18 protein-coding genes are annotated in these 24949 nt (G+C 60.4%); 16 read left to right on the top strand and 2 right to left on the bottom strand.

The features are described from left to right. The first annotated feature begins 17 nt into the window (after nt 1–17). The 4 genes from P0D80_RS16245 to P0D80_RS16230 all read left to right on the top strand — a co-directional run bounded on the left by P0D80_RS16245 (nt 18) and on the right by P0D80_RS16230 (nt 4266). A complete protein-coding gene (locus P0D80_RS16245; protein WP_408285270.1) occupies nt 18–1142 on the top strand; it encodes a glycosyltransferase family 4 protein in 1125 nt (374 codons plus the stop codon). 71 nt (nt 1143–1213) lie between these two features. Continuing rightward, nucleotides 1214–2404 carry a glycosyltransferase family 4 protein gene (locus tag P0D80_RS16240; RefSeq protein WP_132379350.1) on the top strand — a complete coding sequence of 397 codons (1191 nt, stop codon included), beginning with the start codon at nt 1214–1216 and terminating at the stop codon, nt 2402–2404. 81 nt (nt 2405–2485) lie between these two features. Further along, nucleotides 2486–3223 (top strand): DUF2334 domain-containing protein, encoded by a 738-nt coding sequence (locus P0D80_RS16235; RefSeq protein WP_132377531.1) that lies wholly within the window; start codon nt 2486–2488, stop codon nt 3221–3223. Nucleotides 3224–3264: 41 nt separating this feature from the next. Then, complete coding sequence (locus P0D80_RS16230; protein WP_243658301.1) at nt 3265–4266, top strand: right-handed parallel beta-helix repeat-containing protein; 1002 nt, start codon at nt 3265–3267, stop codon at nt 4264–4266. A 21-nt stretch (nt 4267–4287) separates the two neighbouring features. Here P0D80_RS16230 and P0D80_RS16225 read toward each other — a convergent pair whose 3' ends face one another. Next, nucleotides 4288–5463: a glycosyltransferase gene (locus P0D80_RS16225; RefSeq protein ID WP_408285267.1), complete on the bottom strand. Its 1176-nt coding sequence runs from the start codon at nt 5461–5463 to the stop codon at nt 4288–4290. 536 nt (nt 5464–5999) lie between these two features. Here P0D80_RS16225 and P0D80_RS16220 point away from each other — a divergent pair. The 6 genes from P0D80_RS16220 to P0D80_RS16195 all read left to right on the top strand — a co-directional run bounded on the left by P0D80_RS16220 (nt 6000) and on the right by P0D80_RS16195 (nt 14298). Further along, nucleotides 6000–7055: an EpsG family protein gene (locus P0D80_RS16220; RefSeq protein WP_165923923.1), complete on the top strand. Its 1056-nt coding sequence runs from the start codon at nt 6000–6002 to the stop codon at nt 7053–7055. 311 nt (nt 7056–7366) lie between these two features. After that, nucleotides 7367–8503, top strand: coding sequence for an MraY family glycosyltransferase (locus P0D80_RS16215; protein WP_408285264.1), 1137 nt, complete (start codon nt 7367–7369; stop codon nt 8501–8503). Between the two features lie 240 nt (nt 8504–8743). Continuing rightward, the gene (locus tag P0D80_RS16210; protein ID WP_132377528.1) at nt 8744–9442 is read left to right on the top strand and encodes a FadR/GntR family transcriptional regulator; all 699 of its coding nucleotides are present in this window, start codon (nt 8744–8746) and stop codon (nt 9440–9442) included. A 177-nt stretch (nt 9443–9619) separates the two neighbouring features. Next, nucleotides 9620–11437 (top strand): glutamine--fructose-6-phosphate transaminase (isomerizing), encoded by a 1818-nt coding sequence (glmS, locus tag P0D80_RS16205; protein WP_132377527.1) that lies wholly within the window; start codon nt 9620–9622, stop codon nt 11435–11437. Between the two features lie 105 nt (nt 11438–11542). Continuing rightward, nucleotides 11543–13132, top strand: coding sequence for a glucosamine inositolphosphorylceramide transferase family protein (locus tag P0D80_RS16200; RefSeq protein WP_408285260.1), 1590 nt, complete (start codon nt 11543–11545; stop codon nt 13130–13132). Between the two features lie 998 nt (nt 13133–14130). Beyond that, nucleotides 14131–14298, top strand: a complete 168-nt coding sequence (locus P0D80_RS16195) for a hypothetical protein (RefSeq protein WP_408285258.1) — start codon at nt 14131–14133, stop codon at nt 14296–14298. An 86-nt stretch (nt 14299–14384) separates the two neighbouring features. On the opposite strand, the gene P0D80_RS16190 is transcribed toward P0D80_RS16195, so the two are convergent. Next, the gene (locus tag P0D80_RS16190; protein ID WP_408285255.1) at nt 14385–15608 is read right to left on the bottom strand and encodes a GDSL-type esterase/lipase family protein; all 1224 of its coding nucleotides are present in this window, start codon (nt 15606–15608) and stop codon (nt 14385–14387) included. 551 nt (nt 15609–16159) lie between these two features. Here P0D80_RS16190 and P0D80_RS16185 point away from each other — a divergent pair. The 6 genes from P0D80_RS16185 to P0D80_RS16160 all read left to right on the top strand — a co-directional run bounded on the left by P0D80_RS16185 (nt 16160) and on the right by P0D80_RS16160 (nt 24883). Next, entirely contained in the window at nt 16160–19132 is a 2973-nt protein-coding gene (locus P0D80_RS16185; RefSeq protein ID WP_408285253.1) for an acetoacetate--CoA ligase, read from the top strand. Nucleotides 19133–19302: 170 nt separating this feature from the next. After that, complete coding sequence (locus tag P0D80_RS16180; protein ID WP_408178160.1) at nt 19303–20844, top strand: T6SS phospholipase effector Tle1-like catalytic domain-containing protein; 1542 nt, start codon at nt 19303–19305, stop codon at nt 20842–20844. A gap of 249 nt (nt 20845–21093) precedes the next feature. Beyond that, nucleotides 21094–21579 carry an aminoacyl-tRNA deacylase gene (locus P0D80_RS16175; protein WP_132377521.1) on the top strand — a complete coding sequence of 162 codons (486 nt, stop codon included), beginning with the start codon at nt 21094–21096 and terminating at the stop codon, nt 21577–21579. Beyond that, nucleotides 21576–22388 (top strand): BON domain-containing protein, encoded by an 813-nt coding sequence (locus P0D80_RS16170; protein WP_408285250.1) that lies wholly within the window; start codon nt 21576–21578, stop codon nt 22386–22388. Before P0D80_RS16175 ends, P0D80_RS16170 begins: the two co-directional genes overlap by 4 nt. Nucleotides 22389–22753: 365 nt before the next feature. Then, complete coding sequence (locus tag P0D80_RS16165) at nt 22754–23650, top strand: nitrilase family protein (protein WP_408178158.1); 897 nt, start codon at nt 22754–22756, stop codon at nt 23648–23650. Between the two features lie 63 nt (nt 23651–23713). Beyond that, nucleotides 23714–24883, top strand: a complete 1170-nt coding sequence (locus P0D80_RS16160; protein ID WP_408178157.1) for a substrate-binding protein — start codon at nt 23714–23716, stop codon at nt 24881–24883. Nucleotides 24884–24949: the final 66 nt, after the last annotated feature.

Here is a 24949-nt window from a genome sequence, read left to right as displayed (position 1 = left end):
CGGAGACCTGACATTCCATGAATATCGTCTTGTTCATTAGCGCGATGCAGGATGGCGGTGCCGAGAGTGTCGCCGCGACGCTTGTCAATGCCTGGGTCGAGCGGGGCGACTCGGTCACGCTAGTCGCCACGTATTCCGGGCGGAGCACCTGCAACTACCCGGTTTCATCGCGTGTGAAGTTCGTCTATCTGGCTGACCTGGTGACGCGGCGAGGCCGGGGGCCGCTCGCCTTTGTCGAGCGCATGAGTGCGTTGCGCGCGCTCATGCGCGAGAGCCAGGCGGATGTGATCGTGTCGTTTCTGACGAATGTGAATGTCGCGACGATTCTCGCATCGCGAGGACTCGGCATTCCCGTCATCGTGAGCGAGCACACCAATCCTCTGGCCGATCGCCGTTCGTTGTTATGGAGACTGCTGTGCCGGTTTATCTATCCGAAGGCAGATCTCCTGACCCTGCTGACCGACGACGTGGTCGCGCCATTCAGAAAGGTCGTGCCAGGAATGAAGGACATCGCGGTGATGCCCAATCCACTGCCCGATGAACTGTTCGTGCAGCAACGGCAACAAGCGACGGCGCGCAAGCGCGTTATTTCGCTGGGGCGGTTGAACAGGACAAAGCAGTTCGACTTGCTGATTCGCGCCTTTTCACTGCTGGCAGACGAGTGCCCTGATTGGGACTTGTGGATCTGGGGAGAAGGACCTGAGCGCGCCGCGCTGGAGGCTCAGATCGAGCAACTGCACATGGGGGAGCGGATTTTCCTGCCGGGACGGACGCTGACCCCGTGGAGCGAGCTGGCCAAGGGACAGGTCTTTGCGATGTCGTCGAGTCATGAAGGCTTGCCCATGGCGCTGATGGAAGGCATGGCGATTGGACTGCCTGTCGTGTCGTTCGACTGTCCTAGCGGACCGAGGCAGTTGACGCGAAACGGCGAGGACGGACTGCTCATCCCGCCAGGCGACGCGCATTCCATGGCCGCCGCTTTACACCGCCTGATTTCGGACGACCCGCTGCGCGCCGAGCTGGGCAGGAAGGCCGCCAAGTCGGTACGGGAACGCTATTCATTGAAGGCGGTATTGCAGATCTGGGACGAGTTGTTCGAGCGGGTCGGGGCGCGCGGCAGGCCTGTTGAGTCGACGCATTGAATTGAACCGATGGCATCGTTGTGGTCGTGACCTGCCGTATTCACAAAAAGCTCAGAGATTCAGGAGCGGACATGAACGGACGTAAAGTAGTTCTCTTTGCCAACACCGATTGGTATCTCTACAACTTCCGCCTCTCGCTGGCGCAGAAGCTGCGGCAAGACGGTTATGAAGTGGTGTTGCTCTCTCCGCCGGGCGAGTTCGGGCCCAAGCTGCAGGCGCTGGGGTTTAGCTGGCATGCCATGCCGATGAATCGTCGAAGCCTCAATCCGTTGCGCGAACTCGGCGTGCTCGCGTGGCTCGTGCGGTTTCTTCAACGTGAAAAGCCGGACCTCGTCCACGGCTTCACGATCAAGAGCGCGGTGTACGGATCGCTGGCGAGCAAGCTTGCCGGCGTGCCCGCGCGAATCAATGCCGTCGCCGGTATGGGTTACGTCTTCACGAGCCGGGATTTGAAAGCCCGTGTACTGCGGCCTATCGTGCGCCAGTTGATGCGCTCCGCGTTGAATGGCCGGCGCAATGCGCTGATATTGCAGAATCCCGACGACGTCGCGGTTTTCAAACGGGCGAGAATCGTCGATGACCGGTCGATACGGCTCATCAAGGGATCCGGCGTGAACTGTTCGCGGTTCTCCGCCCGGCAGGAGACCGATGAGGAAACTCGGGCTCCATTGCGGGTTGTGCTGGCTGCCCGTTTGTTGTGGGACAAAGGAATCGCCGAGTACGTCGAGGCGGCACGGGCACTGAGAAGTGAAAACCGCTCGGTGAAGTTCCTTCTTGCCGGCTCTCCCGACGACGGCAATCCCGCCTCTGTTTCCCGGGAACTCGTCGAAGGGTGGGTCAACGACGGCCTTCTCACGTGGCTGGGGCATGTCAGCGATATGCCGAAGCTGCTGTCCGAAGTGGACGTCGTCGTGCTTCCGAGCTATCGCGAAGGCTTGCCCAAGACGCTGATCGAGGCGGCCGCGTGCGCGTTGCCGCTGATCACGACCGATGCGCCGGGCTGCCGTGAGGTCGTGAGCTGTTCGGGAGAAGACGGCTTGCTCATTCCCGTGCGCGACAGCGCGGCGCTGGCCGACGCGATCCGCCGCCTGGACGACGACCGGAAGCTCTGCCGCAGACTCGGTCTCGCGGCGCGGGAAAAAGCCCTGAGCGAATTCGACGAATCGATCGTGATCAGCAAGACATTACGGGTCTACAGCGAATTGCTGGACCCCGTGCCTCAAGAAGTCGTCATCGCGGGTCAGCGCGAGCGGCAGATTTGAACCCGGCTGGCGCCTCCGTGCGGATAGCCGTCGGACGCCAGGACAGATTCAAAGAAATATCCTGAAGGAGATTGAGTGGGTATGGTCGCTCCGAAATTCATACTGCGCTTCGATGACGTCACCCCGGAAATGGCCTGGTCGCGATTCGATCCCTTCGATGAGCTTTCCATGGATCAGGACCTGCCGTTGCTCGTCGGTGTCGTGCCGAACTGCCTCGATCAGACGCTGGTTGTCGAGCCGGCGAGAGACGCGTTCTGGGATGCGGTCCGCGGTTGGGTCGATCGCGGCTGGAGCATCGCGCAGCACGGATACACGCATCAGTACGTCACCCAGCACCCCGGGCTGTTGCGTCTTGGCAGCAAATCGGAACTGGCCGGCCTCTCATACGACGAGCAGTTTGCCAAGCTGCAGGCGGGAAAAAAGATACTCCAGGAACAAGGTGTCTGGCAGCCGGTATTCATGGCGCCTTCCCACTCGTTCGATGAAGCGACGCTCCGCGCACTAGCCGATCTGGACTTCAAGTACCTGACGGACGGCAGCGGCGTCTATCCGTACAAATTCGGCGGTCTGACCGCGGTGCCGCAGTTGTTCGCCACGCCGGTGCATTTTGGCTTTGGCGTGTATTCCATCTGCCTGCATGTCAATACGCTAAGCGAGGCCGAGATCGACGGAATCATCGGATTCGTGAAGAAAAACCGCTCGCGGTTCATTTCTTTCGCAGAGGCCGCGAGCGTCGAAGCCCCCGTCCCGGGCATCGCGATGGCGATGCGCTTTTTAACGTCTACTCCGTTGCGTGCCATGCGCCGCATGAGGGGCTGAACTTCTTATGGGGGTGTACGGTGCGAAATAGCCGAAGAGCGGTGAATGCTTTTCTCCTCAGCAGCATGGTGGGTGCGATCACGCGCCCGCTCGCTGCGGTGGCCGACGTCGTGACCAATCAGCGGGCCGCGGCCGACGAGGTCGTCGATCGATGGTTCGGCGTCAGCGCGGACGGCAAGACGAATGACCGTGCCGCGCTTCAAAAGGCAGTCGACAGTTCAGTCGGCAAGACACTGGTCATCACAGGCCCATGCAGGATCGATGCGCAAGGGCTGCACATGCGCAGCAACAGCCGCGTGCGCTTTGCTCCCGGCGCGTCGCTCAAACTGCTTCCTCACGACACTCAAAACTATGAGGTCATCCGTATCTGGGACGTGCGGCATGTGCGGCTGGAAAATCCGCGCGTGGACGGCAGCAAGGAGCTGAACACCGTGACCGGCGGAGAGTGGGGCATGGGCATATCGATCGCGGGAAGCACCGATGTGACGATACTTTCCCCCAACACGACCAACTGTTGGGGCGACGGCATCTATATCGCGAACAGCTTCGGCAACGGCCTGCCTTACTCGAGCGACATCCGGGTGATGAATCACTATGCCTCGGGTTGCCGTCGACAAGGGGTGTCGATCATCAGCGGCAGGAATATTCTGTTCGATCATCCCGTGTGGGAAAACATCGCCGGTACGCTTCCTTCCGCCGGACTCGACATCGAGCCGAACGCCAACACGGACGTTATCGAAAATATCCGGATCGTCAATCCGACGACACGACACTGCCAGTTCGGCATTCTCGTCTATCTGGAGGCACTGCCGGGCAGCCGGGAAAAGTACGTCAGCGTCGTGATCAGTGGACACAAGGATGAAGACAGCAGGGAAGCGGCCTACAGCGTATCCGGATTGGCGACGAAAGGCCGCATCGTGACCGGCTATATCACGAGCAATTCACCGACGTGGATCCGTCCGAGGAGAGACGCCTTTGTGAGCACCGACTACGACCGTGCGGGGCCGAAGATCGATATCACGAATCCCACGATCATCCGGTAGCCGCGTTCAATAGCGTAACGCTTAACGCGTTACGCCTTTCGCACGCAGTAATGTCGCGTACATGTCCCGATACTTCTGCCAGCACACCGTAATAGAAAAGCATTCGACAATCCGTTCGCGTGCCAGCTTGCCGAGTTTCTCGCGCTGCTCCAGACTCAACGTCGCCATCTCTTCCAGCGCATCCGACAAACTGACGGGATCTCGCGGCGGAACGACCAGACCGGTGTCGCCGACGAGCTGGCCGGTATCGCCCACATCCGTGACCACGCACGGAACGCTGCAGGCCATCGCTTCGCCGACGACCGTGGGCAAACCTTCCGTTCGGGATGAGAGGCACAACATGTCGAACGCCGGCATGATTCGATGCAAGTCATTCCGCGCGCCCAGCAAGTGACACACGCGGGTCAAGCCAAGCTCGCTCATCATGCGTGCAAGCGCCTTATTGTTGGCATCGACATCCTTGCCGACCATGACGAAATGGCATTCCGGCACGCGCTGATGAAGCAGGGCGGCCGCGCGCAGGAAGTTATCGTAATCCTTGGCGGGATTGGAGCGTCCGACGATGCCAATCAGTATCGAGCGTGGCGACAAGCCGAGCGAGTTCAGGAGCGTAGCCCTTGCAGTGGCATCCGGCACGAACTTGCGGACATCGAAGCCGTTATGAATCACGCGCATCCTGGAGCGATCGTAACCGTACTCGGCGTGAGTCTTGTACGACGCGTTGGCGCAGCAAATGACCGAGTCCGGCAACTGATTGGAAGTCATTGCGCCGATTCGCGCAAGCGCATTCAGAACGCGCCCGACTTTGGCCGTGGGCACTTCGGTTCGATGGATGCCCCAGACGAGCACGAACCGGTGGCGTTGCCCCCTGAGCCGGAACATCAGCCGCGCCAGCAGTGCCGCCACGCCGCCGAAAATATCCGCGTGATACATCCATGTCTGGACGACATCGGGGTTGGCCTTGACGATCCACCTGGCCAGTCGAATCAGGAGCAGCGGATTCGGAATGCCGGGTCGCATGCCCAGCAGCCTGACTTCCGCGCCGGCGGCGCGCAGACGCTCCGCCATGATATCCAGCGACGACAGGGAAATGATGACGTGCGTGCCGCCGGTGCTGCGCGATTCCGAAACGAGGTTCAGCAGCAGCGTTTCGGCGCCGCCCAAACCGAGGCCCGAGATTATATGGACGATTTTCATTTCGTTCGCACGGTTCGGCATTCGTTGATGTAAACCCGTATCTTTTTCGGTTGGGCAAACAGGCTTCATTTGCAGCAGCACTCAGTTCCGCAAACGCCATTCATGCCTTGCGGACGGCTGCCTTTTCCTGTCGCGTCGTTTAACGGAGTTGATATCCGTAATCACGGTAAGACTGGTGAAAGGCTAAGTGATCGGGCAGCCGCCTTACCGTTCGGCATCGTACACAGACCGGGACAATTGTCCGCGGCCATTGCGGATGCGATTTATTGTTGATACGAATTGACGGACTAACGTTCCGTGGTCGATTCAAAACTTGTGTGCCATTCCGCTCGTAATGTCGAACAAAAGCCTGATAGCGTGCAGGGGCGTAATGCGATGTCAGTTCGAAGGCCATTCAATGGCTCGATAGCATCGTCGATTGCAGAGCCCGGTCCGCTGAACGGCGATTGCCGGGAGCACATTTGAGCGGCATAAAAATCAACACCTCCTCCGGTTTGCGCAGGGCTGGCAAGCCGACGGGCAAGAGGGAGATGAAAGTGGCACAACAACTCAACTCGAAGTTCCAGTTCCAATCAGTCGGCTACCGATGGTTGCGGCCTTCCATGCTGGCATTCCTGGCATTGGCAGTGCTCATCCTGTGCAGGATCGCCTTCGGCGATCGGAGCAAACTGCTCGATCAGGACAATTACGTTGCGTACTTCAGGGATGCCGATCCGCTCTGGATCATGCATCTTTGGTCCACTAGCCATTCGACGGTGCTCTTCATCGTGAAGACGATCACGGATGAGCTCGGCTGGCGGCTCTGGGTACTAGGCATCGATTCACTGGGCTTCTCACCGGATACCGCGGTGCGGCTGACGGTTGTCGTGCTGAACGTGCTCATGGCGCTTGCCCTCAGCCGCACGCGCCGGCCATTTCTCGGCCTGCTGTTGTGGGCGGTGATCCCTACCGGCCTCGCGACGGTCGGGCTATTTCAGATCCGTCAGGGATTTGCTCTGTCGATTGCCATGTACTTCGCGATGTGCCGGCAGCAGCCCATTCGAGGCGCGCTTCTCGCCAGCATCGTTCACACCACGTTCGCGTATCCGGCCTTGTTCCTGATTCTCGCGCACGTTCTCATGAGGCGAAGCAAGGCGCTGGCAATCGTGGGTGTGGTCGGTGCGGCGCTCGCGATGTCGCTGGCGTCAGCCTGGCTTTTCAACACGTTCGGCGGCCGCCGGCTCGAAGAATACACCCAGCAGGAAGAGTTCACGGTGAACTTCCTGATATCGCTCGCCCTGTATCTGATCGTACCGACGCTCGTGCTTATGCTGCGTCGAAAAAATATCGAGAACACGGTGCGCGAAATGGTCGTCCATAAGATCGCGATCATGCATATCGGCCTGCTCATGTTCCTGATCATTTCCTTCTTCGTGTATCCGTTCGGGACCCAGCGCATTGTCTACTATGGGCCGCTGCTGTTGGCGTTCCTGCTGCCGGAGATCCGCCTCAAGAATTCGCTGGTCCTGTGGACCGTCGCTTTTGTCTTAGGTATTTTGACCTACGACGTTATCAAGAACTATCTGCTGGACACGTACAAGTACTTTCTCTGAGCAGGTGTCCAGTAGCCGCGCGGGAGCTCGTCAATGCGAAGCGCGCTTCCTGTGCGAACCGGACACGAGAACGAGCAATGGTCATTTCATATACACGTCCCGATCCGCCGATAACCTGAACCGGTGTATTCGGCAGCACGCCGCATTTACGCTTATTTGTCGGTTCATAAAATGATCGTGTCGGGGTTGTGTTGGGAATGCCACAGAGGAAAGACTCAAAATAAGAGACGGTGTGCATTACTATCCTTGTCCTAAAAAGACGTTCAAGCGACAAGAAAATAAAAATTCCTCCGTTAATATTGGAGACCGAGATGTTAAATCTTGCGCTTGGCTTTGTTGTCTCATTCCTGGTTATCTTTTTTATCGTGCGAAGTTCGGGTCTGCACGGGTCGCTTACGATGGACCACGACTTGCGCGGCATTCAGAAGAACCACGCCTACGCGGTGCCACGAATCGGCGGAATTGGGATTGCATGTGCCGCCACTGTCGTACCGGTCATACAGCCGCTGTGGGCGACCAACCCCGGGACGAGTCAACTGCTGCTCCTGTTGTGCGCCGTGCCGGTGTTCGCGGGCGGCGTGATCGAGGACATGACCAAGCGAGTGAGTCCGCGCGTGCGGCTCCTGTGCGCGCTCGCTTCGGCGCTCGCGGCCTGCCTGCTGATGCACGCGACGCTCACGCGGGTGGACTTGCCGCTCGTCGATCAGTGGCTGCGCATCTTGCCGATCGGGATCGGCTTCACGATGCTCGGCGTCGCCGGGCTGACGAACGCGGTCAATATCATCGATGGCTTTAACGGACTCGCGTCGGTCGTGACGATGCTGATCTTCGCCTCGATCGGCTACGTCGCGCACAGCGTCAACGACTGGCTCATCATGAGCATGGCACTGACGATGATCGGAGCGATCGGCGGCTTCGTGCTGTGGAACTTTCCGGTGCCTTCCGTCTTCCTCGGAGATGGCGGAGCTTATTTCGTCGGGTTCATCATGGCGGAGCTGCTCATCCTCCTGATCGTGCGCAACCCGAGCGTGTCTGCGTGGTACGCCATGGCTGTCGCCATCTATCCGACCTTCGAGACGCTCTTTTCCATCTATCGCCGCAGGATCGTGCGCGGAAGGCCGGCGGGCGCTCCTGACGGACTTCATCTGCATACGCTCGTGTACCGGCGCATCGTGCGAAAGGGTCTCGACGCGGGCAATCTGCGCCAGCGCGCGCTGCGCAATTCATTTACCTCGGTTTATCTGTGGGTGCTGAGCCTCGTCGGCATTGTTCCGGCTACGTTCTTCTGGGACCGCCCGATCGCGCTTGCCGGCGCAACCATCGCATTCATCCTGGTCTACGTTCAGCTCTATGTGGCGATCGTGCGCATCAGGACGCCGCGCTGGCTGATGATCACGCGGCACGCTCCGGTGGTCGCGCCGCGTGGGGCGGAGCGGCCGCGCCACTGAGGTGCGGGCGGCAGGGCGGGGTAGCTCATGCGTGCCGCCCGGGCTGTTGCGAGCGACGTGTTGCGCTGCGATTTGAATTTCTTTAGATGGTCAGTGTGTGAGGACGTACGTTGCGGGAGCGAAACCCGATGCACCATGTGGTTATACAAAGGCACGGGGGAAAGCCTTGTAAACCACGGCGAAGATTCGAGAAAAGGCGGATCTTGCACATAACACTTCACAGTGTGACGAGAAAATAAAATGAACCACGGATTCGAAGCCTCGCTCGTCAAGCGAGTGGTCAATCAACTGGTGACCGGCATCATCAACGGGGATTACGACGGCGACGTGCTTCCTCCGCAGGTGATCCTCTCGAAGAAGCATGGAGTGAGCCGGGCCATCATGCGCGAAGCGATCAGCATCCTCGTTTCGCGCCGGATGCTCGATGTCAGGACCAAGACGGGGACCCGCATCACGCCTGCGAAAGACTGGCTGATCATCGATCATGAAGTTGCCGAGTGGCGGCTGCGCGCCACGCCAGATCCGGAGTATCTGCATGGGCTGATCGAGTTCCGCAAGCTCGTCGACCCCCGCGCGGCTGCGTTCGCGGCCACTCGCGCGAACCGGCATCAGCGCATTGCGATCACCGCCATGTATCAGACGCTCCAGCGTGCGAGTGGGAATTACGTCGCGGAGAAAGCCGCCGAAGACGCATTGCAGGCGGCCATCGTCGATGCGAGCGGCGACGCGTTGCTCAGCCAGATGGGCAGTATCGTCCGGATGGGGCTGAGGGCCATGCAGGCGATCTCCCACGTGCAAGCGCTCGCGTACGATACGCGGGTCGCCGACTACGGGAAAGTCGTGCGTGCGATCGAAGCTGGCGATGCAGGGGGTGCGAAGGCGGCGATGATGCAACTCATCAGCCATAGCGCGGACCAGCTGCTTGGGGAAACGGTTTGAGTTGATTGTGGGGCGCCGCCGTTGCCTGGAGGCGGACGATTTAATTCGGATGCCTATAGAGAAGAAATATGCGCGAAGCAACGGATCGCTTTAGCGCATCACAGCATGCTTTATGAAGTCCACGCGATATTCCAACACTGTTGAGTCGCGATACGGGCTAAACCATCGGAGGGGAATATGTGTGGAATCGTGGCGGGGATCGCGGAACGCAATGTCGTTCCGGTATTGCTCGAAGGCCTGCGGCGGCTGGAATACCGTGGCTATGACTCCTGCGGAGTGGCGGTGCTTCGGGACGGCGCGCCACACCGCGTGCGCAGTCTGACGCGGGTTCGCTCCCTGGATGCCGAGGTCCGCGAGATGGGCCTCGAAGGCGCGACGGGAATCGCGCACACGCGTTGGGCCACGCACGGTGCGCCGGCGACCCAGAACGCGCATCCCATCTTCTCGAAGAACGAGGTCGCGATCGTTCACAACGGCATCATCGAGAACTTCGAGGCGCTGAAAATCAAACTGAGCCGCGCGGGCTATGAATTCGCGAGCCAGACGGACACAGAGGTGATCGCTCACCTGATTCACAGTTGCTACCAGGGCGATCTGGCGGATGCGGTGCGTCGCGCGGTAAGCGAACTGCGCGGCGCCTATGCAATCGCCGTCTTCTGCAAAGCCGAACCGGAACGCGTGGTGGGCGCGCGATATGGCTCGCCGCTCGTGATCGGGATAAACGGCAAGGAATCGTTTCTTGCGTCGGACCCGCTTGCGCTGTCCGATGTCACCGACCGGTTCGTGTTCCTGCAGGACGGCGACATCGCCGACCTCTCCCGCAGCGGCACTCGCATCATGAACCGCGACGGCGAGCCGGTCGTGCGCGAGGCGCGCACGTTGCGCCACCCGCCCACCGAGGCAGCGCTCGGGCCGTACCGTCACTTCATGCAAAAGGAAATTTTCGAGCAGCCGCTCGCTGTGTCGAAAACGTTCCCCCGCAACAGCGCGTTCGACGCCACGCTCTTCGGCGCAACCGATCCGAATGCGTTCGCGCAGATCGACCGCATCCTGCTGCTCGGCTGCGGCACGAGTCACTATTCCGCGATGACCGCCAAGGCGTGGTTCGAATCGATCGCGAAGATTCCGACCCAGGTCGAGATATCCAGTGAATACCGATACGGCGAGACGATCGCGGGCAAGAACACGCTCGTGGTGCCCGTTTCGCAATCGGGCGAAACCGCCGACACACTGGGTGCGCTGATCCATGCGCAATCGCTGGGTCAGGAACACACGCTCGCCATCTGCAACGTGGCGACGAGCGCGATCGTGCGACAGTCGCGCTGGTCGTTCATTACGCAAGCCGGGCCCGAGATCGGCGTCGCATCGACCAAGGCCTTTACCACGCAACTCGTGGCGCTGTTCGTTCTCGCGGTGACGCTCGGCCGCTCACGCGGATACGTTGACGACCAGCAGGAAGCGAACTATCGGTCGCAGCTCTCGGGCCTCTCCACGGCGCTGCAGGGCGTGCTTGCGCGCGAACCGCAGATCATCGCGTGGGCGCACGAGATCGCGCGCACGGACAGCGCGATCTTCCTCGGCCGCGGGGCGCACTTCCCAATCGCGCTGGAAGGCGCGTTAAAGCTCAAGGAGATTTCGTACATTCACGCCGAGGGCTATCCCGCCGGCGAACTGAAGCACGGACCGCTTGCGCTCGTGACCGATGCGATGCCGGTCGTCGTGACCGCGCCGAACGACGGCTTGCTGGAGAAACTCAAGTCGAACATTCAGGAGGTTCGTGCGCGCAGAGGCCAGGTGTACGTCTTCGCCGATGCCGATGCGAATCTGTCAAACGAGGAAGGGCTGCGCGTCATCCAGATGCCCGAGTACTACGGGGCGTTGTCGCCGATCCTGCACGTGCTGCCTCTGCAATTGCTCGCGTATCACACGGCGTGTACGCGAGGGACCGACGTCGACAAGCCGCGCAACCTCGCGAAATCGGTGACGGTGGAATGACGCGCGGGGCACATGCATATTGATCTACGAAGACAATCAGCGATGAACAAGATAAAGGTCGGGGTTCTCGTCGACGACATTGCGTTGCCGGCCTGGGTGAATCACATGCTGGGGCAGATTGCCACGGAGGAGGGCATGGAGGTCGCCCTTGTCGTCAAATATGCGTATAAACAGCGGCCGGAAAAGAAGATCGCTGCGCAGGCCGCTCCGTGGCTGTTGTCGCTGTGGATGGCGCTCGACAAGCGGCTCGTCAAGGTTGGACATGACGCGTTCAGGACCGAGCCGCTGGTCTCGACGCTGCCGGGAATCCCGACCTTGAATGTCGAGGTGGAGAGCAGGGAATGCGGGGATCACTTAGATGCTCGCGACCTCGCGAACATCGCCGCCTATGGCATCACCGTATTCTTGCGGCTGGGCTCGCTGCGCCCTTGCGGCGAGATCTTCGATACGGCTTCTTGCGGCATCTGGTCGTATCGGCATGGTGATGAGGTTGTCGAACGTGATGGACCCGTCGGCGTGTGGGACATTCTTCTCGACCGCGCAACGACGGCGTCCGCCTTGCAGTTTCAGACCCGCGCGGGCGAGCGCCCGCACACGCTGCAAAGATCCTGGTCGATGACCTACCCGGTGTCGATTCACAGGAATCGCAGCCACTGCTACTGGAAGACGCTTTCGTTCGCGCCGAGAAGGTTGCGCGAGCTTAGGCAGATCGGCGAGGAAAACTTCAGGCTGAAATACACGAAGGCTGATACGCCGCCGGCGTTCTATTCCGGAGAGAAAATCGCCGAGCCGACCAGCGGATCCTATGGCAAGTTCATCGGCCAGTTGTTGGCGCGCACCGTTGCAAAGAAGGCAAGCGGACTGCGCAAGTTCGAACAGTGGATGCTGCTGTATCACTTCGGCGAGAACGGTCATCTCCCTGACCGTCTTTTCGAATTCAAGCAACTGGTGCCTCCCAAGGACCGTTTCTGGGCGGACCCGTTTGTCGTCGAAAGACATGGCGAGTATGCGGTGTTCCTCGAAGAACTTGAATACTCGAAGAACAGGGGTCATCTTTCGGTTATCCGTTTCGATGCAAACGATCAACCGATCTTGCCTCCTGTGAAGATTCTGGAGCGGCCGTATCACCTGTCTTATCCTTTCATGCTGGAGGAGGACGGTGAGCTCCACATGATTCCGGAGACGAACGAGAGCAAGGCCATCGAGATCTACCGGTGCACGCGGTTCCCGGATCAATGGGAACACGTCATGAACCTGATGGACGACGTCATGGCCGTCGACACCACGATCTGGCGTCACGACGGCAAATATTGGCTGTTCGCCTGCATGCGGGAAAACGAGCACGCACCGCTGTCCGATGAGTTGTTTCTGTTCTGGTCCGATTCGCTGTTGACGCAGGACTGGCATCCTCATCCGTGCAACCCGATCGTGTCGGATATCAGAACTGCCCGCCCCGCAGGGAACATTTTCGAGCACCAGGGGCAGTGGTATCGACCCGCGCAGGATTGCAGCGGTAAGTACGGGCGCGCATTGTCGTTTCAGCGTATCGACGTAATCGACGAGACGACCTACAAGGAGACGCCGGCCAGCCGGATAGAAGCCAACTGGGACGCAAGCATAGATCGCGTGCATACGTTCAACCGGGCGGGGAGATTGACTCTTATCGACGGGATGAAAACGCGCGGTAAATTGTGACTCACCGCGGCATAAATCCCTTAGCGATACTGCATCTCGGCAGACTGCACAACGCCTTGGCGATGGCGAGTCATCAAGCAGAGTCGTAGACGGCACTCGGTGAATCCAGCATGCGGGGCTATTGAAGCAAACAGCCCCGCGTGACGCCGGGGCTGTCAGAATTCACATCCTTCCCTATCACGGCGTTCTCTTTCGTCCGGACGGCCCATGAATCTCGGGCGAGTCTGCGTGAGCGCTATCGGCATCGTCGCGAGTAACCGGACGCCGTGCTTGAGCCTTCCTCTTCCCGCTTGCGAGCGGCCTTTCGTATTCCTCTCGCTCCCGTATTGCGCCGTTGTGAACCAGCGCGCAAAGGAAGAGTACGACGAAGAGCCATACTGAAACTATTAGAATAATTGTGGTTAATGTGGTCATGGCGAGCCTGATTTATTGGAATCGATTGATGGGCGCGAACGACTGTGGAGCGTTCAATCCAGGCGATTCAACCTGGTGCCGTATATTTACCGATCGCCATTTTGGTCCCCCTTCTTTTAATGTATTTGATGGCGATGTTGGAGCTAAAGGCACGCCTCTTCTGCGGCGCTGCGCACACTCAAATCAAACTGCGCAGGAATACGCGGACAATAAGCAACCCGGCTAATGGGCAGTGATCCAGGCGCGATGAACGCCGCCGTGGTCATATTCCCAGCCATGGGATTCTTGCTGCGGCTTAACGGACGCGGGCAGGTGAGGTACAGTGCAGAACTCGTCGTCCTCCCTGAGCCGCTCCAGGCGCTTTTGCCTGCCAGCCGCTCAGGGGGGGCGGCGCGGGTATCGCGTGTCTTGCTAACAACTTAATGGAGCTTTATAGGAAAGGCAGGGTTGAGCTAGCTAATCGGGTGTGGCACCCGGATGTGCCAACAACGTCCGCATGCGCAATGACATGTGATTAGATTGCAAACCCTGGGATTGGTAAAGCCTGCATCGATCCGCGCTTGCCCTTGACTCACGGAGGTCATATGACTCTTTTGGGCATCATCGGGACGGTTGTTTTCGTCGCGGTTGTCGTGCTCTCGTTGCTGGCGGTGGTGGACGTCCTGTTTTCTACGTCCGACAAAAAGAAGATGTCAAAGAACAATGCTGGAGCACGAAAGCCGAACGGACGTCGAAGATGGTTGCGTAAATGAGTTTGCCTGCACAACCGTCAGACGGCCTTCGGCTCGCATGTTGCGGTGAAGTCGTTCTCGCGGAACGCGATCCTCTGACCGCACGCTTACGGCGCCTGAATGGGCGACCCGGCCGTCAGAGCATCCAGATCTAACGCGTTGGCGATTGCTTGCAAGCCCGCTTCGTTTGGATGGAGGTTATCGCCGCTGTTATAGGCCGGCAGTAAAACAGCGGGATTGGCGGGGTCGCTGACTGCCTTCGCCTGATCGAGTACCGCATCGCAGCCGCTAGTCGAACTCAGGATAAATGCGTTCACTTCCTGACGCGCAGCTTCGATGCTGTCCGTCGCGCCAAACGGCGTCAGCGTGGAGCAAATTGCCTTGATGTCGGCGCGATGCGCCCGCTCGACGAGCTGTCGCAATGCGCTGATCAACTGGGGAGCCGTGGAAGGTCTGTCGGTATTCAGATTATTGATTGCATCGTCCGAGATGACCACCCATTTCGCTCCCGGTTGCTGGAGCACGTCGCGACCGAAGCGTCTGAGACCAGCCTGGCCGGCGCTATTCGTGAAGAAGTTATTGCCGCTGATGCCCTGGTTGAGCACGCCCACCGTCATTCCGGCCTGTTGCAGCCGTATCGCGAGGCGATTGGGCCAGCGCCGGTTGCCATTGACACTCGATATGAGGCCGTCGGTTATGGAGGCGCCAAACGTGACGATCGCGCCCGTCGCCGCCTCGTTCTGCACGTCGAGATTCGTCAAGAAATAGTAGGACTGGCCGCCTGGGGAGATTGTGGTCCCGCCGGTAAAGGCCGGGTCGGCGCCCACGTCTCCAGCGGCAATATACAGGTCTTGCAGGCCATCGACGTGGCCCGTCGAACGCGGCGGGGTCCGCACGGGGAGATAGAGGCTGATGGCGACATCGGCAAGCGGAGGGACCTCGAACGCGATCGGGTCGCTCACGACCGAAGCGCCCACGGGAATCGTGACGTTCCGCTGGCCGCCGAACGTGACGGCGCGGTCGCTGCCGGCCACTGTTTTTTGACCTTGCGCGCGCCGCGCGATCTGAGCTTCGCCGATTACCAGGGGCTCGGAGCCGAATAGATTCGACAGATGGATTCGCGCGGATGTTCCGCCGATGCTGGTGCGCACGATCTGCCGCAACGTCTGATTATTGAAGCCGTCATCGTCCGTGATGGATGGCGAAACTGACCACGTGCCTATCCAGGGTGCGGACGTCCCGATCCCTTGCGCACGATAGCGGGTTGCATCAGGCAGCGCGATGGAGATGACCACGACCGCTTTTAGAAGCGCTGGAATCCATCGTTTCACATTCTTCCCCTCGTGGACGGCCGAAGAGGGGCCACGAAGCCGGCCGCGTGGCGAAGAACGGATATTGCAATCTCGTTTGCAAACGCACCGCCCAATGTTCTTATCGTGCAGCGCATGAGCCTGATCCTCTTTCCAGTTTGATCGTTTCCGGTCGATTGGAGCGTTCTTTGCGCGCGCGTTCGGTACGCTAGATAACACAGCGCAAAGCGGCGCGAGAATTAGATTCATCTGCTCGCAACAAATCGGTATTTAAAGCATCGTGCCGCGAGACGTTCTTTGCGACGCATGTAATTTTGTGTGAGGTCGCACATAGCATCGTTGCCTCGCGCAGTAATCTGTTTGCGAGGGGACGGTGCTCATGGTCAAGCACAAGGCATTGTCGGAATGCGACTGGTCGCCGGCGCCTGCCGGCAGACAGATAAATACTTATAAAGCTTTGTTCCAATACGGGTGCGCGGATGAATCACGAGAGGGTCGTCGGGGCGAGCATACGCATGTATGCGCGCGAACCCCTATTTCAGAACTTGCCGGAGCGCGTCGCTCAATCGCGCATGTCACGCTTCACTGCGGCGCTGGAGAACTTCACCGGCGAGCGTTTCGCGGACTATCCAGAACTGCATGCCTATTCGACGCGCGAATTCCGCCGCTTCTGGCAGTGCTTTCTGCAGTGGACCGGAGGAATGGAATGGGGCGGTAGCATGGAGACGGCCTGCATCGGCGACGAATGCGAGACCGCGCTTTTCTTTCCGCATGTCGAACTGAATTACGCCCAAAGCGTCCTTGGGCGAAGGATCGCGCCGGACGACTCGCCGGCACTCACCGCGCGTTATGCCGATGGCCGCCGCGAAACGATGACGCGCGGCGATCTGCGCGACCGGGTCGCGCGCCTTGCCTATTCGCTCAGCGAACTCGGTTTGCGTCCGGGCGACCGCGTCGTCGCCATGATGCGAAATGACGCGGAAGCCATCATCACGGCGCTCGCGGTGACGGCGGTTGGCGCGACGCTATCCACCGCGGCGCCTGAGACTGGCGTGCAGGCGATCCTCGACCGCTTCGAGCCGCTCGAGCCACGCATGCTGTTTGCGCACACGACGCAGCGCTCATTCGATACGGCTGGCTCGATCGCCGCGCACGTCGCCGCGGTGGCCGCGGCATTGCCGACGCTCACCCACGTCATCTGTCTGGATGAAACGCCGCTGCCGAGCACGGTCAGCCAGCCTCAGCACTCGCTGCGCGATCTCATCGTTCACGGTGACGCAGCACGGTTCGAATGGCGGCATTTTCCGTTCAATCATCCGCTTTTCATCATGTTCTCATCGGGCACGACGGGAAAGCCCAAGTGCATCGTGCACGGCGCCGGCGGCACATTGCTCGAACATCTGAAAGAGCATCAGTTGCACAGCGACCTGGGTCCGGGCGACAAGCTGTACTTTCACACGAGTTGCTCGTGGATGATGTGGAACTGGCAGTTGTCGGTGCTGGCCTCGGGCGCCGAGATCGTCACGTACGACGGACCGGTTACGGAAGTCGACACACTCTGGCGGCTGGTCGCCGATGAACGCGTGACCGTGTTCGGCACGAGTCCCGCCTATCTGAAGATGTGCGAGGACTCGGGCCTGAAACCTGGCGAGCAGTTCGGGCTGGATGCGCTGCGCGCGATGATGTCGACGGGCGCCGTGCTCTACGACTCGCAGTTCGAATGGGTGCGCTCCTACGTCAAGCCGCTGCAGCTTCAGTCGATTTCAGGAGGCACCGATATCATCGGCTGCTTCGTGCTCGGCAACCCGAATCTGCCGGTTTATGCAGGCGAAGCACAGTGCAGGAGTCTCGGCCTCGATGTGCAGGCGTGGAACGAGGGCGCACTCACCTCCATGACCGGCGAACTGGTGTGCGTCAATCCGTTTCCGTCGCGCCCGCTTGGCTTCTTCGGCGACGCGGACGGCGCCCGCTTTCACTCCGCCTATTTCAAGGCGAACCCGGGCGTGTGGACGCACGGCGACATCATCGAGTTTTCGGCGCAGGGATCGGCGCGCCTGCACGGACGCAGCGACGGCGTGCTGAATGTGCGCGGCATCAACGTGAGCCCCGGTGAGATCTACCGCATTGTCAGCAGTATTGGCGAGATCAATCAGTCGATGGTCGTCGCGCAGACTGCCCATGACGCGAGCGGATCAGGCCAGCGCGTCGTGCTGCTGCTCGTGTTGCGCAGGGGCGCGAAGATGAGCGCGGCACTCGCTTCGCGCGTGCGGCGTGAGTTGATGCTGCAGGGTTCGGCGGCGCTCGTGCCGGACGTGATCGCCGAAGTCGAAGCGCTGCCCGTCACGCATAACGGCAAGGCATCGGAGGCGGCCGCGCGCGATGCGGTGAACGGGCTTCCGGTGCGCAACCTGTCGTCGCTGGCGAACCCCGGATGCGTCGAGAATATCAGCGCGCATCCCGCGCTTGCCCGCACACGTCGCGAGTTGCCGGAACCCGGCGAATCGGCCGAGCAGGTGGAAGTCTATCTATGCGCGCTCTGGGAGCAGCTTTTCAGCTTCTCGCCGGTCGGTCTCGACGACAACTTCTTTGAACTCGGCGGCCATTCGCTGCTCGGCGCGCAGATGCTCGCCGAAATAAGGCTGGCAACCGGCCGAACCCTGCCGCTTGCGACGCTCATCATCGCGCCGACCATTGCGCGGCTCGCGGCCGTCATCGCGGGAGAAAGCGTGCAGGGCGCGCATCCCAACGTCGTGCCGATGCGTGCGGGGCGCGGGCGGCCTGTCTTCATGCTTCATAGCATCACAGGCTCGGTGATGGAGTGCCTGACGCTGGCCGGCACGCTGGAAAGCGAGCGGCCTGTGTACGGCTTGCAGGCGCGCGGGCTCGATGGCGACCAGGAGCCGCAGCGGCGCGTCGAGGAGATGGCGAGCGTCTATGTCGAGCAGATGCGTGCGGTGCAGCCGAGCGGTCCGTATGCGCTGGTCGGCTATTCGTTTGGCGGGCTAGTCGCGTTCGAGATAGCGCAGCAGCTCGTCGCGGAGGGCGAGAAGATCGAGTTGCTGTGTCTGCTCGATACCTACGTGGATGAACGCTATTTGCCGTTGCATGCGTGGTTCGGTTTCCAGTGCGAGGTCATGGCGAAGCGCGTGCGAGCGTTCCGCGCGCTTTCCGCAAGCGGTCGCCTTGCCTACCTGAAGGACAGGGTGTCCGGAGCCGCCGACCGGATTCGCATGCGGCTCGGCAAGATGGCTTCCAGGCCGGCAGCCGATACGCAGGGCCTGCCGCCGGTACTGCGGCAGGTGCGCGAGTCGATGCGCGTCGCGATGGCGACGTACCGTCCGCGCCGCTATCTCGGCAGCCCGATTGTCTACGTGCGCGCGTCCGTCAGGGAAGGCGGGCAGGGCGATCCACTGCCGGCCTGGCAGCGCGTCGCGAAGAATGGTCTGCTGGTGAAGAACATCGACGGCGCGCATACCGATCTCGTCGTCGAGCCGAACCTCGCAACGGTGGCGGATACGCTCGCGCGAAGGTTGGCCGGCGCGTAACGAGCCGGGACATGGTTCAATGTCATGTTGGTGTCAATCACCAGGGCCTGGCGGAAAGGCCGGGCTGCGCGTGAATCGCCGTAAAAGCAAACGGGGCGCACCTTTCGTTTCCCGACATGCCGGGTCATGCTTTCGTATCAGAATCGCGCCGGACGAGCAGGGCCGCAAACATGAAGAGACTCTTCGTTTGCTGTGACGGCACATGGAACTCGGAGAGCGACGAGTTTCAGGGAGTGCCCGTACCAACCAATGTCGTGCGTTTTTTCAACGCATTGCGTGAGCGCGGCGACGATGGCGTCGAGCAGCTCCGGTACTATCACGTCGGCATTGGCGCTAACGAAGGCCGGGTGCGTCGCCTCGTGGATGGCGCGCTAGGACTAGGCCTCTCCCGCGACATTCGAACCGCGTACAAGTGGCTGTCCGATCACTACGAAGGAGGTTCCGAAATCTTTGTCATCGGCTTCTCGCGTGGCGCGTTCACGGCTCGAAGCCTGGTCGGCATGCTTCACCACTGTGGACTTCCTCGCGAGGCAAGCTGGACGCTGGTGACGCAAGCATGGAACCTCTACCGGCTCGACCCGAAAATACCGGAAAGCGTCAGCCGGCAGGAACGGTTTCGCATCGAGCATGGCAAACCTCCGCCCATTCGTTTCCTGGGGGTGTGGGAGACGGTGGGCGCGCTCGGCATCCCGGAAATTGTGGACATATTCGGCTTCGGCAGAAAGCGCTATGAATTTCATGACACGAGGCTCCCGCCGGAAGTTGAACGCGCGGTACATGCCCTCGCAATCGATGAGCAGCGGAACAACTTCTCTCCAACGTTGTGGATGGACTCGGATGGTTGCGACCTGGCACGCGTGACGCAAGTGTGGTTTCCTGGCGTGCATGCTGACGTTGGGGGTGGCTACAAAGAGACCGGCCTTTCCGATGCCACGCTCAAATGGATGATCTCGGAGGCCGCGCAGTGCGGCGCGGTGTTTGAGCCCGACATGTTGAAGCAGTTAGCCCATGCGGACCAGTTGTCGCCATCGGCAATACATGGCGTGCTTCACAATTCGCTCACCGGCTTTTACAGGAGAATCGGCTTTCGCCCTCGATCCTTTCCGTATCTGGCGAAGGGTTCACGAAGATGTTCTGAATCGATATCGGATCTGACATTGAAACGGCAGGCTAGTCCGCCAATCTTTCAGGCTCCCTATCGACCGAACATAGACCCTGCGTCGGCGGTTCAGGTGCGGGTTTTCGCCAGTTCGTTGTGGAATTGGACAGGTATTTTCATGAAGGAAGGGACGAGCTACCGGTTCAAGGTGCCTGAAGGGCAAGCGTGGCTGAATGGGGACACTCCATCCGGCGCGCAAGGAACGCCGGGTAACTGGATGCAACACCTGTTTGCGTGGGCGAGGCGGGTCGGGGAAGCGAACTGGTTCGAACTCTGCGGTGCAATCTCACATCCAGGACAACCGGGCAGGACAGGCGTGCCGCCTGAACCCTTCTACTTCAGGATTGGTAGGGAAGTGGAGATTAAGGCTCCCTACTCGGGGTACCTGTATTGCTTCGCCAACGATGCCAGTTGGGCCTACTGGAATAATCAAGGAAGTCTGCGGGTTGAAATAACCGAATCAGGCGGCATGCCGGCTAGGCATGCAGCGGCTGACGACCTGACTGCACCCGCAACAGCGCCCGGAGGTTCCGGAGCGGGTCAACCATCGTGACGCGTCAGGCATTGAAATAAATCAGTGACCTGGCCCTTGCCCACCGCGGCGGCCGATGAAACCTTCGGCGGCGTTACCTATCATAGCGGCGGTGGGCCATCTGCCATATGAGGTAACCGTCCCATTCACTGTCGCGCCCGCGCAGTCACGGCGCTGCCGTCCGCATGTTTTTCACACGCTAGCGAAAGCGAACTATTCTTAAAGGATCTCGCGAAGTAGTTTCCTGTTTGCTTTCAGCGGAGGTGCGTCATGTCTATCTCAGCCACGCTCCAGGACTGCCTGCGCAGCAAGGGCTCGCAGTACGAAATCGTGCATCATCCATACAGCCATTCCAGCGTCGAAACCGCGGCGGCAGCGCATATTCCCGGCGATCGCCTCGCCAAGACCGTGCTTTTTGAAGACGAACATGGCTATGTGGCCACCGTGCTGCCATCGACCTACGCCGTGCGGCTCTCCGAGCTATGGGCAAAGACCGGACGCCATCTCGTGCTCGCCAAAGAGACCGATCTGCGGGAGTTGTTCAAGGATTGCGACGCGGGAGCGCTCCCGCCGGTCTGTACGGCCTATGGCATGCAAACCTATCTCGACGAGAGCCTCGCCTTGCAGCCGGACGTTTATTTCGAGGCCGGCGATCATGAAGAGCTGATCCATATGGACACGGATCAATTCCTGGATCTGATGGACCGAGCCGAGCGGGCACGCTTCGCCCGTCGCATGCAGGGTATGCCGATGTGACCGGCCCGGTTTGCGCAGCGCGGCCTAAAGCGCGCTGCGTCCCCAACCTTTGCGCGAGGCGGATCATGCAACGCAGCGATACGGTCCTGAAGCAGGTGGTGGCAGCCTTCGAACGCGAATCACACCTGAAGCTTCACAATCATCCCATTCATATGAGTTTCGACGACGATGCCTTGACCGTGGCAGGCGAGGTGCCGGATGTCGCATCCAAGAAGCGCCTTCTTCAGTTGACCCGGCTACACAGCGAGGGCAAACGCGTGGTCGACCAGTTGCGTGTCACCGCCAACCCGCCGGTCGCGGATGGCGAATTGCGCACACGTATCTGCGAGCGGCTGGCTCAGGCGGTGGATTTCCGCAACTGTGTGATCTGTGCACGGGTGAAGGGCGAGCTCGAAGTGCTGCGCGGCACCATGGACGAAGCGGGCAACGACGGCAGCGGCGTCATCGAGATAACGGTCAAGGACGGTGTGGTGACCTTGACGGGGCAAGTGATCAGCCTGTCTCACAGGCGCCTGGCGAGTGTGACTGCCTGGTGGGTCGGCGGCTGCCGCGACGTGGTGAACCTGCTGGAGTTGGTGCCCGCCGAAGCGGACGGCGACGATGAAATGTCCGACGTCCTGCACCTGGTGCTCGAAACCGATCCGCGCGTGCGCGCCGCGCAGATCACCATCAACGTGGAAAACCACAGGATCACGCTAGCAGGTTGGGTGGCGACCGAAGCCGAAAGCCGGCAAGCGGAACAGGACGCCTGGTGCATGGATGCGATCGGGGGCGTCGTCAATCGTATCCAGGTGCGTGCGTCGATCTGACTGTAGGCCTAGGGGAACGAGTGCGTTCAAGGGCCGTTCGTTGCGACGCTCCGTCAGATGATCAGACCTTCGGGTCGAGTGCACCGGCAGCGAGACGGAAGGGGCGCACTGGGCGCGGGATTTCGGAACGCATGGAACCTTGTGGCGGCGACGCTGGCCGGCATGGTGGGCGACCCGCGAGTACTTTCCCTATAGGCTGCCAAACCTCTTGACATCGTGAATTTGACTTCATAAATTCTCTCCCACTGAACTGTCAGTTTTTGGCAGTTCCACGGCAACGATGCCGTGCCACATTTGGAAGGCTATGTAGCCCCCGAACTCGCGTCCAACGCAGGTTCGGGGGCTTTTTGCTTTTGGGAGACAAAATGGTGACATTGCAGTACAACTCCGCGGAACGTGGCCTCGAGGGCCTTGTCATTGCATGCGTTCAGATGGAGCCTCATGTCGGCAGAAAGCGCGAGAACGTGGCGCAATGCATCCGGCACATCGAAGCCGCTGTGGATCACGGTGCGTCCCTGGTGGTGTTGCCGGAGCTGGCCAATACCGGCTACGTGTTCACAGATCGCGCCGAGGCGTTCGCGCTGGCCGAACCGTTGCCGCAAGGGGAAACCGCGCAACTGCTTGCTGAAACGGCGCGCCGTCTTGGTGTCCATATCGTCAGCGGTATCGCCGAACGGGCTGGCAACCAACTCTACAACTCAGCAATCCTGACCGGCCCCGCGGGTCACGTCGGCGTCTATCGTAAGCTGCATCTGTGGAATAACGAACATCTCTTCTTCGAGCCGGGTAACCGTGGCGTTCCAGTATTCGATACGCCGCTGGGACGAATCGCCATCGCAATCTGCTACGACGGGTGGTTTCCCGAAACATACCGGCTTGCCGCGATGCAGGATGCGGACATCGTTTGCGTGCCGACCAACTGGGTGCCGATGCCCGCGCAACCGGACGATCGTCCCGCCATGGCCACGACGCTCACCATGGCGGCTGCGCACAGCAACGGCGTGGCAATCGCATGCGCAAACCGCATCGGCACAGAGCGCGGTCAGCCGTTCATCGGCCAGAGCCTGATCGTGGGCGGTAACGGATGGCCTGTCGCGGGCCCGGCCAGTGTCGATCGCGAAGAAATCCTGTACGCCTCAATCGATCTGGAGCGCACCCGTTCGGAACGCACGCTGAACACCTTCAATCACGTGCTGCACGACCGGCGCGCGGACGTGTACGACCCGATGCTGGGCACCGGCTGGCCTGCGTCGCGTTCATGACGCATCCCATCGCACCTGTATGAAGCACAAACATTTCATTCGACCACTGTGAGGAAAAAATCCATGCTTCCGTTCAACAAACCCATCCTTGTCGGCGCAGTCGTGGCGCTCGCCACGGCCTGCACCTGCATCAGCGCACTCGCCGCCGATCCGATCAGAATCGGTGTAGCAGTGGGACTGTCCGGCGCAAATAGTGTGGTTGCGCCGGCCGTCGTGCAGTCGTCGCAACTCGCCGTCGACGAAATCAACGCATCGGGTGGGATCATGGGCCGCCAGGTGCAGCTCGACATCACCGACGACGCATCCGGTGCAGTCGGCGCGCAGAAGGCGTACGACACGCTGGTGTTCCAGAAGAACGTCGACGCGATCATTTCCATGGAAACGAGCGCCGCGCGTAACGCGGCGCTGCCAATCGTGGCGCGCGGCAAGAAGCCTTTGGTGTACACGTCGTTTTATGAGGGCCGTTCGTGCAGTCCGTGGATGTACGTGAACGGCTGGGTGCCTGAGCAGCAGGTCGCGCCGGTGGTCGATTATTTCGCGAAAAGCAAGGGCGCCAAGACCTTCTATCTGGTCGGCAACGACTACGTTTTTGGCCGCGGCATGCTTGGATTCACCAGAAAATATATCGAGGAGCACGGCGGCAAGGTAGTCGGCGAGGAGTACTTGCCGATCGACGGCACCGACTGGACGCCGATCCTTTCCAAGATCCGTGCGGCTCACCCTGATGCGCTGATCAGCGCGACGGCCGGCGGCGCACCCAACGTGTCGCTTGCCAAACAGCTGAAGGGTTCCGGCATGACGCTGCCTTATGGCAACCTGGCGATCGACGAAGGCACCGCGAAGAGCATGGGCGACGTCGCCGCCGGTATGTACATGTCGGGCTCCTACCTGACGGGCATCGATACGCCGGGCAACAAAAAATTTCTCGCTGCGATGGACAAAAAATTCGGCAAGGATCTAAAGACGCCGAACGAGTTGTCCGAGCCGCAATACGAAGCCTTCTTCCTGTACAAGGCCGCGGTGGAAAAGGCGGGCTCCACCGACGCCGACAAGGTGATCAAGGCGCTGGGCCAAGTGTCGTTTGACGGACCGCGCGGACCGGTGGCCATGAACAGGAGCCGGCACACGCCTCTTGCCATGCGCCTCGGCCAGATACAGCCGGACGGCTCGGTGAGGATCCTGCAGACCTTCCCGAATGTGGACCCGGGCGCGCAGTGCCCGAACATCAAGTAGAAGCAACTCGAAATACGGCATCCGCCTGATGCATATCCGCAGGCAACGCACAGGCGGATGCGACTG

The sequence above is a fragment of the Paraburkholderia sp. RL17-373-BIF-A genome (genome assembly GCF_046030175.1).
GTDB lineage: Bacteria > Pseudomonadota > Gammaproteobacteria > Burkholderiales > Burkholderiaceae > Paraburkholderia.
This window is presented reverse-complemented; position numbering and strand designations above follow the sequence as displayed.